At 46.6% G+C, this 15188-nt stretch carries 17 protein-coding genes; 3 read left to right on the forward strand and 14 right to left on the reverse strand.

What is annotated here, in order from left to right; translation table 11 throughout:
• Nucleotides 1–96 precede the first annotated feature (96 nt).
• The 11 genes from flgL to flgB form a co-directional block, all read right to left on the reverse strand.
• Nucleotides 97–1032: a flagellar hook-associated protein FlgL gene (flgL, locus tag FEK43_RS21270; RefSeq protein ID WP_130236381.1), complete on the reverse strand. Its 936-nt coding sequence runs from the start codon at nucleotides 1030–1032 to the stop codon at nucleotides 97–99.
• A gap of 36 nt (nucleotides 1033–1068) precedes the next feature.
• Nucleotides 1069–2706: a flagellar hook-associated protein FlgK gene (gene flgK / locus FEK43_RS21275; RefSeq protein ID WP_130209531.1), complete on the reverse strand. Its 1638-nt coding sequence runs from the start codon at nucleotides 2704–2706 to the stop codon at nucleotides 1069–1071.
• A 98-nt stretch (nucleotides 2707–2804) separates the two neighbouring features.
• On the reverse strand, nucleotides 2805–3755 hold the full coding sequence (gene flgJ / locus FEK43_RS21280) for a flagellar assembly peptidoglycan hydrolase FlgJ (RefSeq protein WP_165382767.1): 951 nt from the start codon (nucleotides 3753–3755) through the stop codon (nucleotides 2805–2807).
• Nucleotides 3755–4816 (reverse strand): flagellar basal body P-ring protein FlgI, encoded by a 1062-nt coding sequence (locus FEK43_RS21285; protein WP_276319617.1) that lies wholly within the window; start codon nucleotides 4814–4816, stop codon nucleotides 3755–3757. Before FEK43_RS21285 ends, flgJ begins: the two co-directional genes overlap by 1 nt.
• A 68-nt stretch (nucleotides 4817–4884) precedes the next feature.
• A complete protein-coding gene (locus tag FEK43_RS21290; protein ID WP_130209535.1) occupies nucleotides 4885–5598 on the reverse strand; it encodes a flagellar basal body L-ring protein FlgH in 714 nt (237 codons plus the stop codon).
• A gap of 55 nt (nucleotides 5599–5653) precedes the next feature.
• Entirely contained in the window at nucleotides 5654–6436 is a 783-nt protein-coding gene (gene flgG, locus FEK43_RS21295; RefSeq protein WP_130209537.1) for a flagellar basal-body rod protein FlgG, read from the reverse strand.
• Nucleotides 6437–6459: 23 nt separating this feature from the next.
• A complete protein-coding gene (locus tag FEK43_RS21300) occupies nucleotides 6460–7197 on the reverse strand; it encodes a flagellar basal body rod protein FlgF (protein WP_130236382.1) in 738 nt (245 codons plus the stop codon).
• Between the two features lie 9 nt (nucleotides 7198–7206).
• Nucleotides 7207–8415 carry a flagellar hook protein FlgE gene (flgE, locus tag FEK43_RS21305; RefSeq protein ID WP_130209541.1) on the reverse strand — a complete coding sequence of 403 codons (1209 nt, stop codon included), beginning with the start codon at nucleotides 8413–8415 and terminating at the stop codon, nucleotides 7207–7209.
• A gap of 33 nt (nucleotides 8416–8448) precedes the next feature.
• Nucleotides 8449–9162: a flagellar hook capping FlgD N-terminal domain-containing protein gene (locus FEK43_RS21310; RefSeq protein ID WP_130209543.1), complete on the reverse strand. Its 714-nt coding sequence runs from the start codon at nucleotides 9160–9162 to the stop codon at nucleotides 8449–8451.
• Nucleotides 9163–9172: 10 nt separating this feature from the next.
• Complete coding sequence (flgC, locus tag FEK43_RS21315) at nucleotides 9173–9577, reverse strand: flagellar basal body rod protein FlgC (protein ID WP_130209545.1); 405 nt, start codon at nucleotides 9575–9577, stop codon at nucleotides 9173–9175.
• A gap of 8 nt (nucleotides 9578–9585) precedes the next feature.
• Nucleotides 9586–9999 (reverse strand): flagellar basal body rod protein FlgB, encoded by a 414-nt coding sequence (gene flgB, locus FEK43_RS21320; RefSeq protein ID WP_130209651.1) that lies wholly within the window; start codon nucleotides 9997–9999, stop codon nucleotides 9586–9588.
• Between the two features lie 277 nt (nucleotides 10000–10276).
• Between flgB and flgA the strand changes: the two genes are divergently transcribed.
• The 3 genes from flgA to flgN all read left to right on the forward strand — a co-directional run bounded on the left by flgA (nucleotide 10277) and on the right by flgN (nucleotide 11799).
• Complete coding sequence (flgA, locus tag FEK43_RS21325) at nucleotides 10277–10975, forward strand: flagellar basal body P-ring formation chaperone FlgA (RefSeq protein WP_130209547.1); 699 nt, start codon at nucleotides 10277–10279, stop codon at nucleotides 10973–10975.
• A 68-nt stretch (nucleotides 10976–11043) separates the two neighbouring features.
• Nucleotides 11044–11337, forward strand: a complete 294-nt coding sequence (gene flgM / locus FEK43_RS21330; protein WP_130209549.1) for a flagellar biosynthesis anti-sigma factor FlgM — start codon at nucleotides 11044–11046, stop codon at nucleotides 11335–11337.
• A 15-nt stretch (nucleotides 11338–11352) separates the two neighbouring features.
• Entirely contained in the window at nucleotides 11353–11799 is a 447-nt protein-coding gene (gene flgN, locus FEK43_RS21335; protein ID WP_130236383.1) for a flagellar export chaperone FlgN, read from the forward strand.
• A gap of 122 nt (nucleotides 11800–11921) precedes the next feature.
• Here the strand turns inward: flgN and flhC are convergent, their stop codons facing one another.
• The 3 genes from flhC to FEK43_RS21350 form a co-directional block, all read right to left on the reverse strand.
• On the reverse strand, nucleotides 11922–12473 hold the full coding sequence (gene flhC, locus FEK43_RS21340; RefSeq protein ID WP_130209553.1) for a flagellar transcriptional regulator FlhC: 552 nt from the start codon (nucleotides 12471–12473) through the stop codon (nucleotides 11922–11924).
• A gap of 10 nt (nucleotides 12474–12483) precedes the next feature.
• On the reverse strand, nucleotides 12484–12831 hold the full coding sequence (gene flhD, locus FEK43_RS21345; RefSeq protein WP_130209555.1) for a flagellar transcriptional regulator FlhD: 348 nt from the start codon (nucleotides 12829–12831) through the stop codon (nucleotides 12484–12486).
• A 1109-nt stretch (nucleotides 12832–13940) separates the two neighbouring features.
• Nucleotides 13941–14573, reverse strand: coding sequence for a response regulator transcription factor (locus FEK43_RS21350; RefSeq protein WP_130209557.1), 633 nt, complete (start codon nucleotides 14571–14573; stop codon nucleotides 13941–13943).
• Nucleotides 14574–15188: the final 615 nt, after the last annotated feature.

The raw sequence follows: 15188 nt of genomic DNA on the forward strand, positions 1-15188 counted from the left end.
GATTTCTTAACCAAAGTAAAAAATACCCTACTGGTAAGTGATTACCCTAATAATAGATATATTTCCCCTTCCCTGAATCAGGTCAGGGTTCAATATTTACCCAAGCGTTTTGAATATAGAAAGCTGCTGCATTGCCTGAAAAACGCTCATGGATGAATTTAAAGCAAATTCAGACATTTTCGATTCAGATAATACGCTGATCATGGTGTCCCAGTCAGAACCGGTTGATTCCTGCAGTCGACTCTGTACGGTAATCGCCTGAGTATCAGCACTGCTTCCCAGCGTTTCCAGCTGTTGCAGACTTGAGCCTACACGCGCCTGGATTTTTCCCAGGTTATCAATGGCTTTATGTACATCAGTATTGGTTTGCCCAATGGTTTCTTCAAACGTTTTACGTTCAGCGTCGTTCGGGTTTTCCGGCAGATTATTTAACGCGTCAATGGTCTTCTGTAAGGATTGCAGGATATTATCGCCCGTTACCGCATCAGTCGGGAAAAGCGCATCACCTGTCGTACCGGTCTGCATTTCCGTACTGTCTGACACATTCTGTGTCATTGGCGTCGTACCGCCAACGTAGGTGCCATCGGCCTGAAACGGTGCAGCACCTGTTTTATAGCCCGCAAAAATGTACTGTCCATCGCTGTTTTTGCTGTTCGCCAGGTCGAGCAAACGGCTGCGGATCCCGGATAATTCTGTCGCCAGCGCTTCGCGGTCCGCTTTGCTGTACGTTTCAGATCCCGCCTGAACAATTTTGCCAGCAAGGTCTTCGGTCAGTAAGCCGGATATAGACGTCAGCGTGTTATCTTCCTGCCCGAGGGCATCCTGAGCATATTTTCTTGCAGTATCAAACTCGCCCAGACGTGAAAGCGCATTTTGATACATCACCGCCTGTGATGCCTGACCTGGATCGTCAGACGGTTTCAACAGAGTCTGACCGGCAGAAAGGCGCACGGAGAGATCGTTATAATTGGTCATGGCTTTAGACATACTGTCTAACTGACGCTGATACATAAAACTGGTGCTAAGGCGCATAGCGATTATCTCAAAATAGAATATGTCAGTGACGTATTATTTAAGGCTTAACAGTGTGTCAAAAAGACTGTTAGCTGTTTTAAGCACTTCGGCATTGGCCTGATAATATTGAGAAAACATCTGTAAGTTGACGTATTCCTCATTCATATCTACCCCTGAAACCGCCTGCTGTTGCATTGCCCACTGGTCGCAGGCTTTTCCGGCGGTATCCTGTTCTGCCTGAAGGGTGCTGACCGTCGATCCCACAGAACTTACCAGGTTGGCATAAGCACCGGTCAGGGTCATATCTCCGACAATCTTTTCATCCTTAAGACCGAGCAGTATCGCAATATTTTTGTTGTTGCTTTGGTCTGTCACATCTTGCGAGTCGGAGGCAGCAATTCCATCACCATCGGTAATCGCCACTTTAATGCTATCTGCCGCGCCGGAAGCAGGATTCAGCGTAAAGCTGTCACCATCATTGGGTGTACCTGTCGGTGTCACGGTGATGCCGTCAAATGAGAGTGAACCACCAGGATTAACGGTTGGCGTAACGGCTTTACCCTCGCTGTTTTTCACTTCCCAGGCATTAGATGTGCCATTCCAGGTGATAGTATAATCTTCGGCATTAACCGCTGAGGCGTTATCTATGGTCACTCCCAGGGAAGCACTGCCGCTATTAGAGTTATAGCCTGTTGCCTGCGGAGCATCGAGACTGAAAATATCGCCACCGTGATTACCGTTATGATCATAGCCACCTTTATTGACCTCATTAAATCTCGACGCCATTTTCAGCGCTAACTGATTAAGCTGATTACGGGCATCGACCAGATCGGTATTACGGAATTTAAACAAACCGCCGAGATTACCTGTCGTGGCATTTTCATCCAGCAACTGGGGATTACCGGTGGCATCGATGTAAGCAACCTGCATCTGAGACGGATTTTTATCTGACGGAGTCGCTTTTAAATTGTAAGACTTACTGCCATTGACCAGTGACATGCCGTTTTGCATTGAGACATTCACACTGCCCGTGTCTTTATTTTCCGTGACATTAATGCCGATCTGCGTACTCAGTTTATTTAACAGTTGATCGCGTTTATCGAGTAAATCGGAAGGCATTCCGCCCGTCTGGCCATGAATCTTGTCGATCTCCGCATTCAGATTTGCTAACTGAGTGGTACAGGAGTTGATATCTTCAACGCTTTGACTGATTTGCGTGTTGGTATTTTTATCAAGGCCATTCAGAGTCTTGCTGTTAGAACGATACTGATTCGCCAGCGCTTCAAATTGCGACAATACACCCTGACGCGCAGCAGGATCGAGCGGGTTATCACTGACCGCTTCCATTGCCGTAAACATATTGCCAAGCGTCGTGGAGATGTTATTGGTATCATCCCCTAACATGTCATCAATCTGGCTGACCTGCTGGTAACGGCCCTGCATGGTGGTAAATTCTGTTGTTGCACCACGTACCTGATTATTCAGGAATCCGTCATACATGCGCTGAACGTCATCCACGGCGACACCATAACCAAAAAAACCATAATTAGTAGACTGGCCGCCCGCTTCTCCAAGCATAATGTTTTGACGGCTATACCCTGCCGTTACGGCATTCGTCAGGTTGTTTCCGACGACGTTAAGGGCACACTGCGCCGCGCTTAATCCATTCTGAGCCAGATATAATAAATTCATAAAGTACCCGCCATGTCGACGCTGATTGAAATCTTTAGGTTATAAAAACGCTGCTTTACTAATAAATCGGCCTGAGTGAAATTCCCTAAAGACTGTATTTAAAATATTGATGAAAGGTCCGTGTTATAGGCATTCACAGCATGCTCAGCCCGACCTTTAACTTGTTGAATAATGTTAATTAATTTATGTGCGTATGCAGGATCGGTAGCATAACCGGCTGACTGAAGCGCTTTTGCCGCCGCCTCTGGTTTTACGGCATTGCAGACATGTCGGTAACGCGGGTTATTAACCAGTAATGACGCGTAATCCTCCAGCGCCGCTGTATAAGACGGATAAACCTTAAATCGCGCTTTGGTCTTATTCGCCACCCCATGTTTATATTCGGTGGTGGTTATTTCCGTCGTTTCACCGTGCCAGTCAGATGCGGCTTTTATGCCAAACAGGTTATGGCTGGGTTTGCCGCTTTGTGTTGGGATTTCACGATTTCCCCAGCCTGATTCAAGCGCGGCCTGCGCAATAATAAGCTGATGCGGGATCCCACTTTTGCGGGCAACGGCCAGAGCAGGTTGCAGCAGGCGTGAAATAAAACCGCCCCCTTCCCGTAGTGCCGTTTCGGGTAGCTCCCGAACAGAACGAGGCACTAATTGCGATAGCGAGAAAGAATGCGCCGGTAAATGAGGCAGCGCCGCATTAAAATGCGACGTGGACGGGACATACGGCTGAGAAGTGGCGGTATGCGGATGAACACCACCGCCCATCTGGGCGACCATCTGATCCGCAAAGCCAAGTTTCCCCGTTTGCGCGATGTTCTGCGAAATTTGCTGATCGAACATCGAAGTAAACATCGAGGACTGTTGTGAATCCATCGCCCCGCTTCCCAACGAGGCATCGCGCATACTCTTCAGCATCATCTGTACAAACAACCCTTCGAGTTGTTGTGCCGCGGCTCTCAGACCGTTTGCCGAATTACTTTTTACGTCCCGCTTAAGCCCGTCAAGGCTATGTTCATCAAATGCGGCACCATTAGATATCATTGACAGGCTGTTCATTAATTGATCTCCAGGCGTGCGTGCAGGCAACCGGCGTCATTCATCGCTTGCAGGATCGCCATCAAATCATTCGGCGTCGCACCGAGACTGTTCAGCGCCCGTACTACATGGCTTAAATCGGCACTGGTGCTGACGCGTTGCAAAGAACCGCCCTGCTCACGAACAGAGACTTGAGTTTGCGGCACAACTACCGTCTGTCCGCCAGCCAATGGCGTGTCCGGTTGACTCACCTGACTGGAATGGGCGATATCCACGCTCAGATCTCCCTGGGCAACAGCACAGGTATCAAGCGTGACATGGCGGTTTATGACCACCGACCCGGTACGCGAGTTAATAATGACGCGAGCATCTCCGGAACCAACATTCAGTGACAAATCCATCACCGCAGCCAGAAAACGGACTCTGGCAGCCTCGCCATTTGGCGCATACAGTTTTACTGTCCGCGCATCTTCAGCCACAGCTGCGGAATAGAAACGGCGATTAATGGTGTCGCTAATCTTCTGGGCAACAGAGAAATCACTCGCGTTAAGCAACAGTTTTAACGGGCGCTGGTTGGCGTAATCCATCGGTACTTCACGTTCAACGGTTGCGCCGTCGGTAATACGTGCGCCGTTGAGCTGATTCACCTGTACGCTGCTTCCGCGGCTCTGAGCTCCGGCGCCGGAAACCAGCAAATTGCCCTGCGCCAGCGCATAGATCTGATTATCCGCGCCTTTCAGCGGCGTCATCAGCAATGTGCCGCCACGCAAACTTTTGGCGTTACCCATAGACGAGACGACCACATCGAATTTTTCACCCGCACGGGCAAAAGGCGGCAGTTCTGCCGTTACCATTACTGCAGCAACGTTTTTCAACTGCATACTCGACCCAGGCGGGACGGTGATCCCCAGCTGCGAAAGCATGTTGTTTAGCGTCTGCGTCGTAAACGGTGTTTGCATGGTCTGGTCGCCTGTACCATCCAGACCAACGACCAGACCGTACCCCATCAGAGAGTTACCACGCACACCTGACAACGAAGCCAAATCGCGGATACGCTCTGCCCTGACCGACAGGGAGAGCATAATTAACAATAACAGGCCGGTCAGACGGGTAAATTTATGCCAAAAATAACGATTCATCACCGACACCTTTAGAACGGAGAAAGATTCAGGAACAGACGCTGTAACCAGCCCATTTGTTCGGCTTCGTTGATATAACCGTTACCAACATATTCGATACGCGCATCGGCAACCTGCGTGGAAACCACTGTATTGCTACCACTGATTGTCCGTGGGTTAACCACACCGGTGAAACGGATAAACTCAGTCCCCTGGTTTATCGCTATTTGCTTTTCCCCGACCACGCGCAGGTTGCCGTTAGCGAGGACATCGCTGACCGTGACGGTGAGCGTACCGCTGAAAGTATTTCGAGCAGCCGCACCGCCTTTACCCGAGAATTCATTTTTACCGCTGATCTCCGTATTAGCCCGATCGCCACCAAACAATCCTTCGATAAAGTGCGGGATTGTCTTGAATGAAAGCCCTGTCGAACCGCCATGAGAAGCATTGGCAGACGAACTTTTGCTGGCGCTGACATTTTCCTGCAACACGATGGTCAATGTATCACCCACATTTCTTGGGCGACGATCTTCAAACATCGGCTGAAAGCCATAGTTCATCGTGCCGCCAGGCTGAAAAATCGCGCCATTATTAGCAGGCTGATACGGGATCTGCGGCGTCACAGATGTTGCACCTTCGACCAACGGTTTATGAGGGATATACGCGCATCCTGAAAGAAGCGCGACCAGGGCAACATGCGTTAACAGACGCCGCAGTAAGCGGCCAGAATCTATCGGATAGGTCATAACGATCACATAATAAAAAAAAGCCGCGAAACCACCTGCGGCTCAAAGGCACAAATCAAAGCTGCGTTAAACGCTGCAGCATCTGGTCCGAAGTAGAGACAGCTTTGCTGTTAATCTCATAGGCACGCTGAGTCTGAATCATGTTGACCAGTTCCTCGGCCACGTTGACGTTCGACGTTTCCACGTAGCCCTGTCGCAGCGTACCTGCGCCATTCTGACCAGGTGTTGTTTCATTCGGTGCACCGGAAGATTGCGTCTCCCGGTACAGGTTTTCACCAATGCTTTCCAGACCGGTATCATTGATAAAAGTACTCAGGGTAAGCTGCCCAACCTGTTGTGGCTGCGCCTGCCCGGCAATGGTGACGCTGACAATACCGTCGTTGCCGATGGTGATAGATTTTGCATCCTGCGGTACGTTTATCGCCGGCTGAACCGGATAACCGCTGGAAGTCACCAGTTGACCGTTCTGATCAAGCTGGAACGAACCATCACGGGTATACGCTGTGGTGCCATCCGGCATCATAACTTGCAGGAATCCATCCCCTTCAATAGCCACATCTTTCGAGTTGTTGGTCTGGGCCAGGCTGCCCTGGCTATGAATTCGCTCAGTGGCCACCGGTCTTACCCCTGTTCCTAACTGTAAACCGGAAGGAATAGTGGTTTGTTCAGATGACTGAGCGCCCGGCTGGCGTAGCGTCTGGTACAACAGATCTTCAAATACAGCTCGCTGACGTTTAAAACCATTGGTACTTACGTTAGCCAGGTTGTTGGATATAACATCCATATTGGTCTGTTGTGCTTCCAGGCCCGTTTTTGCAATCCACAGGGAACGGATCATGCGTTATTACTCCTTACCAGTGATTAGCTGGCGCTCAATAACTGATTAGCGTTACGTTCATTGTCATCAACGGTTGTGATGACCTTCATATTCATTTCAAAGCTGCGCGCGGTGGTGATCATGTTCACCATTGAATTGACGGGGCTGACATTGCTGCCTTCCAGCATCCCCGGCATAAGCTGCAGACTCGTATCCGCCGCCAGCGAACTGGCATCACGGGTATGGAATACACCGTCATCGCCGTGCTGTAGTTCGCCTGGTAGCGCATTGACAATCTTGATGCGCCCGGTTTGCGCTACGGCTGACGGTTCTTCACCGGCACCCAACGCAGAAATGGTGCCGTCTGGCGCGATAGTTAACTTTGCCTGAGTAGGTACGGTCAGCGGACCACCATCGCCTATCAGTGGCAGACCACGGACTTGCAGTTGCCCGTCCGCCGTCATCTGGATATTGCCGTTTTTGGTGTAACCTTCGGTACCATCCGGCAGTTGTACTGCCAGCCACCCTTCTTTTGGCAGCGCGACATCCAGCGTGCGGTCGGTTTTTTCGACTGTTCCCGAGGAGTAGTCACTACCAGGAGTCGATTCGGTCACCAGCGTGCGGGTCGCCATTGACGGGCCGTCTACCGGAACGGCACGATAAGCGGCAATCTGTGCGCGAAACCCCGGCGTCGAGGCATTAGCCAGGTTATCAGACACCACGGCCTGGCGATCGAGGGCCGCCGTTGCGGCCCCCATAGCGGTATATATCGCGTGATCCATGTTTTGCTATTAACCCAGGTTAACCAGCGTTTGCAGGACTTCAGACTGTGTTTTGATGGTCTGAGAGTTGGACTGATAGTTGCGTTGGTAGACGATCATGTTGACCATCTCTTTACTCAGATCCACGTTTGAGGCTTCCAGTGCGTTACCGCGCAGCGTACCGAGGTTCCCGGTATCAGAAATCCCAACGACCGGCTGGCCGGATTCCGGGCTCGCAGACCAACAGTTGTTCCCTGCTGGCTGCAGCCCGCCTGGGTTATTGAAGTTAGCCAGAACAACCTGGCCCAGTAACTGCTGCTGCCCGTTGCTGTAAGAAGCAACAATCTGGCCGTTATCGCCAACGACATAACCCGTCATCGTACCCGGCGCATAACCCGTAGTTTCCGGGCTATCCATCGAGTTATCGGAAGCCTGCTGCGACAGTTTGGATAAATCGAGATCGAAGTTAAGTGCTGCGGCACCGTTGTACGAAGCGCCATCGACTTTCAGATTTGCGGGGGTCGTAACGAGCTTTCCGCTGGAATCAAATGTTATGTCAAGTTTTTGCGGTGTAGCGCCCGGAGCGGTAGAGTCATTAGAGTAGACGGACCATGTGTTATCTGCCGTTTTGACAAAATAAACATTAATGGCATGCTCATTACCCTGGCTGTCATACGCATTCACTTGGGTAGAATAGTTATAGGAATCGCCATCAGTCGTTTTAAACGGATGCGTTACTGTATCAATTTTTGTATTTCCGGAATCCAGGTTACCGCTCAGGCTACCTGCATTAGAGGCTTTTGCCGGCATCGCGCCCGTTGGGATCTGCAAAGGCCCGACCGGTGAACCAGCCTGGACAGTTGGCGGTGTACCAATGGCCATATAACCGCTCAGGCGCATCCCCTGACTGTTCACGATATAGCCATTGGCATCGGTCTTAAACTGACCGTTACGGCTATAGAATATTTTCCCCGCTTCGGTTTCCATACGGAAGAAGCCATTGCCCTGAATACCCATATCCAGCGGGCTGGCGCCAGCGCCAAGAACACCATCGCTGAAATTCTGATCAACGCCAGCGACCTGAACGCCCATACCGATTTGCGAACCTGCAAACACGTCGGCAAATGAAATAGAGCCGGACTTAAACCCGACAGTTTGCGAGTTGGCAATATTGTTGCCGACGACGTCCAGCGCCTGTGATGCGGCGTTTAACCCGCTAAGACCTTGTGAAAAACTCATTTTATTTCCCGAAAAACAACATAATGAAATTGATTATTCAATGAGATAGACATTGGCCAGCGTGGCCGTCTCATCATTACCTAACTGCAGAACAGCCCCTGTCTGGGTGAAAGAAACACTGTCTACTTTTGATTTTTTCAGCGACACGATGTCAGGAGTGCTGCCGTCCGGGTTGGTAGCGGAATACGAAACGGTAAAATTCGTATCGCTTACTGTGCGTGGATCGGAAGGCTCGAAATCACTGAGATCGTCCAGGGTATATTCATGCACGCCGGCTTTAACATCTTTCAATTTTCCGGTGTAAGCATTTCCTGCATCATCAGTCAGCGTGACAGTGACGTCGCTCGCATCCTGATTGACAGAGAGCGCAAACTGATTATTGCCACCCTGTGCGGTAGAAACAGTGGTATCACCTTCTACCAATACCTGGCGCCCTACCCATTCGGCAGCATTCATCTGCTGCATACTGGTGACCAGCATCCCGACGCTATTCACTGTGCCGTTCAACTGCTGCACACCCGCCGCCGTATTAAACTGCGCCAGCTGAGTCGTAAGCTGGTTGTTATCCATCGGATTGGTGGGGTCCTGATTCTGCATTTGCGCAACCAGCAACTGCATAAAGTTATTCATAATATCTTCGGCGCTGCTGCCATTGGTGGCGGAGGCCGCGCTATTACTGGTTGCTGCTTGACTGGCTTTATTAACTGCGGCAGAACTGCGTTGTGTCATGACGGGTAAAACCGACATTACTATTTCCTTACTGACCCAAAGTCAGTGTTTTGAGCATCATGGTTTTCGCGGTATTCATTACGTCGACATTGGCCTGATAACTGCGGGAAGCTGAGATGGTATTAACCATTTCGCCCACCACATCGACATTCGGCATATGGAGATAGCCTTTGTTATCTGACTGAGGGTTGTCAGGGTCATAGACCAGACGATCCGGCGCATCGCTTTCCACCACATCACTGACTTTCACTCCGCCGATCTCCTGATCCGCAGCATGATCAACGCTAAAAATGACCTGTTTGGCTTTATATGGTTTACCGTCCGGCCCGGCGATACTGTCGGCATTAGCCATATTACTGGCGCTGACGTTCAGACGCTGAGACTGGGCGGCCATCGCTGAACCGGAAATATCAAAAATACTTAGAAGTGACATAATTTTATTTATCCCTGACTAACAACCGTCATCATGTTTTTAATCTGTGATGTCAGAAACGTTAAACTGGACTGATATTTCACTGAGTTATCTGCAAAATTAACACGCTCGCGATCCATATCTACGGTATTACCATCAGCGCTGGGTTGATCGGGTATACGATAAAGAGGTCGTGGATCAGTCATTAAATGCGTACTGTCAGCAATATGTCTTTCAGAGGTGACCGTCAGACTCATATTATTGTCAGTCGCCTGACTGCGGTTAACGGCTTCCTTTAACTGTTGCGAAAAATCGATATCCCGTGCGAGATATCCTGGTGTATCAGCATTCGCGATATTAGAAGCAAGGATGCCCTGGCGTTGCGTCAGCAGACTCAACGCATGCTGCTGAAACCGGAATTCACTGTCGAGTTTATCCAGCATGAGATAAAACCTTTCTTGTTTATTAACAATATTGCGGTGCATTTTATGGTGAGAGGTCGAAAAAACCATAACGCAAATATGCGACAGCAATGACGTCAATTAACCAGATTGTTCCCCAAAATGGCATACAAAAAACACTTTGATATATTTTGAAATGTCTATCCTGCAAACAAACGCTTTTACGGCATCACATTAGCGAGTAAAAAAATTGCTTCTCAGGATATATTATTGTGCATGTCTTAAGTCGAAAGCTTTTCTGACGAAAGGTCGATAACAAATGTTATTTAAACGTTTACCCCTCGTTTTATTACTTTTCCTGATCGTTTATCTTAATCTGACAATCCTGGCTCATGCCTCACAGTCAACCGGTCAGTCGCTGTCGTCGCGTATCGCATTGCTGCTGGCCCCTTATAGTCAGGGAATGCCACAATTACAGGTTACGATCCTGACCCCTACCACTCAACTGGCAACACTTTGTGGAAACCCGGCATTACGTTTACCTGGCCATACAAAAAAACTAAGCGGCAATCACAGCATTATTGCCTCTTGCGGAACACATCAGAAATTCATCCAGGTTTCTGTAAGTGCCACGGCGACATACTGGCTGGCAGCACATGAACTTACACCTGGGCAAACGGTAAGTCAGAATGATATCCAGTCACAACGAGGGAATATTGACCATCTTCCAGCCGATCTCATCCTCGACCCACAGAAGATTATTGGTGCAACGCCAACCCGATGGATACAACCAAATCATCCTCTGACTTTCAGCGAACTACGCCAGCAATGGGTGATCCACACAGGTGAAAAAGTTGATGTGATGACCAAAGGCGATGATTATGAGATTCATACCACCGGAAAAGCATTAGACAATGCAACCCTCAGAGAGTCATTTCGCGTACAAATGCACTCCGGGCAAACCCTGCTGGCGACAGCCGTAGGTAACGGTAAGGCATTTATCAGCCAGAACGACTGACTTCAGTTATTTCCCTGTACGCCGATATACATAGTACCCATTCATTATTATTTCGAATCAGGATAACTATGAGTATCGAGCGTATTTGCCAGACCTCTCCTGTACAGGGAGCTGACATCCGACAATCAACGGATTCACGTCAGCCTCAACCGCAGGGTGGATCACTGCGATCCGACGATCAAGATGCCAGTGTGCATGTTGAATTAAGTCATCTGTCTGACAGATTTACCTCAGATGATTCCAACGATGTAGACCACGCCCGCCTCGCCAAAATCTCTGCGCAAATAGCCGCCGGTGAATTAACCCTGGACAGTGATCATATCGCCGCCCGGTTGGTTGATGAGATTATTCGATTTTCATAAACCAGGAGTAACAAAGTGAAAGATCAGTTAGAAAAAAATCTTATTAAATTGCAAACACTTCTTGATGAACTGGAAGGTACCTTGCTGGAAGAAGTCTCCCAGCTCAGCCGCGCGAGAATAAATCCAGTCTCGCTTCAGGTTATCTCTGATAATAAAAGTCGTTTGTTGGCTGCAATTAATTTTTATGATGAAGAACGTAAGCATGCAGAAAAAAATGCACAGCTTTATATTCCTTATAAAAATAATGCCAGACTTGCCACTCGTTGGGAAGGGATTACTTTGGTGCTACGTCGTGCAAGTGATTTGAATCAAAGGAGTAATCAATTACTCGAAATCCATATGGAAAGAGTAACCACTCTGCGAAAATTAATAGTTCAGACTGGAAATATGCCATCACTTTATGGAGAAGACGGCGATCATTCTCATCATCACGTTGGAAATAGTTACCGGATTTCTGTATGAGTCTGGTGAAGATAGCAGCCAGAAAACCTCTGTCACTCCACGTCTTTATAATCGCCCCCATCCCTGCCATTCTGTGCATTTGAAATCCACAGATGGCAGGAAGATATGCGTATTAGTTTTCATTAAATCTCATGGCTTACATGTTCAATTGATTGTTCTTTCATTTTTTTGCTTGCGCGAGAAGGTGGAAAACACAGGCTACAGGTAAAGGTGTGCAAACTGTATCCTGGTGTTGTGACAAAACTGCCACCGCAACCGCAACAACGCGTCAATTCTACCATTCCGCAGTCAATGAAGCGTAACAGCGTCCAGGCTCTGGTTAAGCTCAGGATAGACTTCTCACCGGATTCCTTCTGAATCTGGTCCAGATACAGTCGGTAAGCTTTAAGCATGACTTCGACTGGACGGCCAAAGTTTTTCTTTTGCAAAAAGCGATAGATGTTATAGAAAATCGAAGAATGAATGTTCTGTTCCCATGACATATACCAGTCAGCAGAAAATGGCAGCATACCTTTTGCAGGCGAACACCCTTTAATTTCTTTATAAAGTCTTAATAACCACCGACGACTCAGATTCGTTTCACTTTCAAGAACCTGCATTCTTGCGCCAAGATTAATCAGTTCCATTGCAATTTGAGCATCCTTAACTTCATTAATAATGCTTTTATCACTCATAATCGTACCCTCAGATGGCAATGTTTTTCTGTTCGGACAATGAATCCAGTAATTCTGTGGAAAGAATAATTCCAGTGTGAATACGTTGCAGAGCATCAATCCTTGAATCTCTGGTTAAACAATTAAGTATCATTTCACTGTCTATACGTAAACGACAAATTAATTGTCCGGTAGACGATAATTTAATCAACTGAGGAAGAGATAATCCCACCAGAGATTCCATTGTCGCTTCATTTAGTCCCAGTCTGAAGCCGGCAGATATTTTATCCTCCAAAATTAATCGTTGTGCCAATAAAAGGTAAGTCAGATTCAAATCATGGATTGCTTGTGATTGTTCAGAAAGTTCAATCGCATTCATTATGTTATTTCTCCAGACAGACTCTTATTGAGCCCAGCTATTAATATTTAGACACAAAATAAAACATTATATTATCGCCTGATTCTACTGAACACATCAGGTTGGCTTACTGATAAATATTTAAAGATGACTGCTTCAAAATAATATCCTGGTGTTGGGAAACCTATGGTTTTCTGCTATTAAGTGCAAAAAATCATCTAACATATTATTTTAAAAGAAAAAAATCATAGTATATACGCAGACATGCCACTCTTATGATAGGTCGAGATGGCATCACAGCACTGTGAGGATGATTTCAATTTTACATAAAAGGTCATAACTCTTATGAATGGTGATAACTATGGGTTATTTCCAGAAAAGCAAAATGCCGTTGAGTTATTTCATGAGTTAGATTTTAAACAAATGATCTCGCTATCAAAATACCTTAGGAATCATTTCATGATAAAATATTATTCTAATATAAACAAGATGTTACGTGTGTACTATAAAAACATTCCTAATGATATTTAAGTTGTAATTAAGTATCTTGTACTAACAAATGATACTTTACAGTAAATTCAACTGGCTTAGAGAGATTTCATTCTTAAAAGCTGTCATCCACCTTTCAGTTGAGTTATCAGACAAATACCCATTTTTGTATGCATTGCCGATTTTCGTTGATATCAGGTTATTCAGACAGGAAAGACAGTGAAGTGATAAACGTTGGCTGGAGTATCTCAGACGAAAACGTCAGGGGCTGCATCACCAGTCAGCAGGGAATAGCAGGACGAAAAGCGCCATGAAGAGCTCTTCAGACGTCTGGAAACAAAATGGGGTCCCGTAAATGGTTAAGCGACTAAAGACAAGGTCTGGCAGTAAAACAGAGGTTATGTAGTGGGCGACGACTATTGTGTCGGCTCTCTCTTTTTCCAACGGCGGGCTGACATGTGAAGAATCAGAGTGCGGTTATTGCTCTTGCCGTAGAATAGTGGTCACAATCATATGACCACTACAGTGACAGTATTCTGACAACGCTTTCCTGGACAGGCTCTTACTCCTATAGAGCTAAAAACACCCGAAACGAGCGAAATTTATACTAACTACCAGGCGCTATACCTTTCCCTTATACACTATATGGTACATACACCCATTCTCAGACCTACTTTTAGAAGTTCAATTCCACTATGAACATCCATTTTTTTCATCAGATTTAAGCGGTGTGTTTCAACAGTTTTATTACTGACGTCCAAAATTTTTGCGATATGTTTATTTGTTTGCCCATCTGCAATAAGTTGCAGAATTTGTCTTTCACGCATAGTCAGAAAATTACAAGGGACGGGTTTTCTTGTGACGGGCGATGTCTGAAGCAAACCATCATCGAAATAATGAGTATTATTATAAATATTTTCAATCGCGTGGTTTAAATTTTCAGGAGGACTGGTCTTCCAGACAACCCCCATAGCACCGGCATCAATGAATTTGTTTGCATCTATATATGGTTTTTTTTCCATATATGATATTAATTTTGATTTTATTCTCATAGAGTGTATCCAGCGTATAAGTTCAATGCCCCCCAGACCGTCAGAGAACTCACCAAGAATCAATACATCTGGCTGATATTGTGAACAATACTCAGCTGCACTCAGAGCATCAGTGAAGGTAGATGATACTTCATAAATAGATGGATACTTTGATAAGAATGTTACTATTCCCTTTAACATCAGTGGATATTTATCAGCTACCACCACACTAATTTTCTTCATTGTCTTCTTCCTTTTCCGGCAAATCCCTGGATCACCTTATAAATTTTAGGTGATTAACCCTATTGATTGTAAATAGGACTAGTTATATAGTCATGATGGAAATATGATTTATAGTTCATAACTACTTTTATATTTTTCTGATAATTTATTAATGACTAACTATGTGCTTAATGTAATAAGCTCTGTTTTTATTTTTATAAATATATGATCTCAATTTTTGTTGTTGTTATTCGTTCAATGCTATTGAGTTATTTTTTATGATGTTTATTTGTTGTTTAATACCTTCCAATTGTGACTTTTCTTCACACAGTGCTCATTCGTCTGTACAGATTATGCTGCTCCAGCAGCGCCTGATAGTCAGTTGAACCGTATTGGCTACCACATCAGTGTACTGTGACGTTTTGAGGCCTCTCACATCTCTACAGCGCTATTTACAGGGTATTACAGGACGTCTTCCCGTCGTACGAGATGATGCGTACCGGTAGTAATCGTATGTGGCCTCAGGTTGATGATGATTGCCTGGCACACTTTACCTTCAGATAATCAGCTGATGTCTCTTGTCATTCCCGGGTTCTGGCGATGAACTTTTCTGCTCATTACTCATAATTACTTTAT

The organism is Escherichia sp. E2562 (assembly GCF_005781075.1).
In the GTDB taxonomy this organism is placed as follows: Bacteria; Pseudomonadota; Gammaproteobacteria; order Enterobacterales; family Enterobacteriaceae; genus Escherichia.

Excerpts from the sequence above, each read along its gene's own strand:
- flgL (WP_130236381.1), bottom strand. The coding sequence starts at position 1,032 with ATGCGCCTTAGCACCAGTTTTATGTATCAGCGTCAGTTAGACAGTATG.
- flgK (WP_130209531.1), bottom strand. The coding sequence starts at position 2,706 with ATGAATTTATTATATCTGGCTCAGAATGGATTAAGCGCGGCGCAGTGT.
- flgJ (WP_165382767.1), bottom strand. The coding sequence starts at position 3,755 with ATGAACAGCCTGTCAATGATATCTAATGGTGCCGCATTTGATGAACAT.
- FEK43_RS21285 (WP_276319617.1), bottom strand. The coding sequence starts at position 4,816 with ATGCTCTCCCTGTCGGTCAGGGCAGAGCGTATCCGCGATTTGGCTTCG.
- FEK43_RS21290 (WP_130209535.1), bottom strand. The coding sequence starts at position 5,598 with ATGACCTATCCGATAGATTCTGGCCGCTTACTGCGGCGTCTGTTAACG.
- flgG (WP_130209537.1), bottom strand. The coding sequence starts at position 6,436 with ATGATCCGTTCCCTGTGGATTGCAAAAACGGGCCTGGAAGCACAACAG.
- FEK43_RS21300 (WP_130236382.1), bottom strand. The coding sequence starts at position 7,197 with ATGGATCACGCGATATATACCGCTATGGGGGCCGCAACGGCGGCCCTC.
- flgE (WP_130209541.1), bottom strand. The coding sequence starts at position 8,415 with ATGAGTTTTTCACAAGGTCTTAGCGGGTTAAACGCCGCATCACAGGCG.
- FEK43_RS21310 (WP_130209543.1), bottom strand. The coding sequence starts at position 9,162 with ATGTCGGTTTTACCCGTCATGACACAACGCAGTTCTGCCGCAGTTAAT.
- flgC (WP_130209545.1), bottom strand. The coding sequence starts at position 9,577 with ATGTCACTTCTAAGTATTTTTGATATTTCCGGTTCAGCGATGGCCGCC.
- flgB (WP_130209651.1), bottom strand. The coding sequence starts at position 9,999 with ATGCTGGATAAACTCGACAGTGAATTCCGGTTTCAGCAGCATGCGTTG.
- flgA (WP_130209547.1), top strand. The coding sequence starts at position 10,277 with ATGTTATTTAAACGTTTACCCCTCGTTTTATTACTTTTCCTGATCGTT.
- flgM (WP_130209549.1), top strand. The coding sequence starts at position 11,044 with ATGAGTATCGAGCGTATTTGCCAGACCTCTCCTGTACAGGGAGCTGAC.
- flhC (WP_130209553.1), bottom strand. The coding sequence starts at position 12,473 with ATGAGTGATAAAAGCATTATTAATGAAGTTAAGGATGCTCAAATTGCA.
- flhD (WP_130209555.1), bottom strand. The coding sequence starts at position 12,831 with ATGAATGCGATTGAACTTTCTGAACAATCACAAGCAATCCATGATTTG.
- FEK43_RS21350 (WP_130209557.1), bottom strand. The coding sequence starts at position 14,573 with ATGAAGAAAATTAGTGTGGTGGTAGCTGATAAATATCCACTGATGTTA.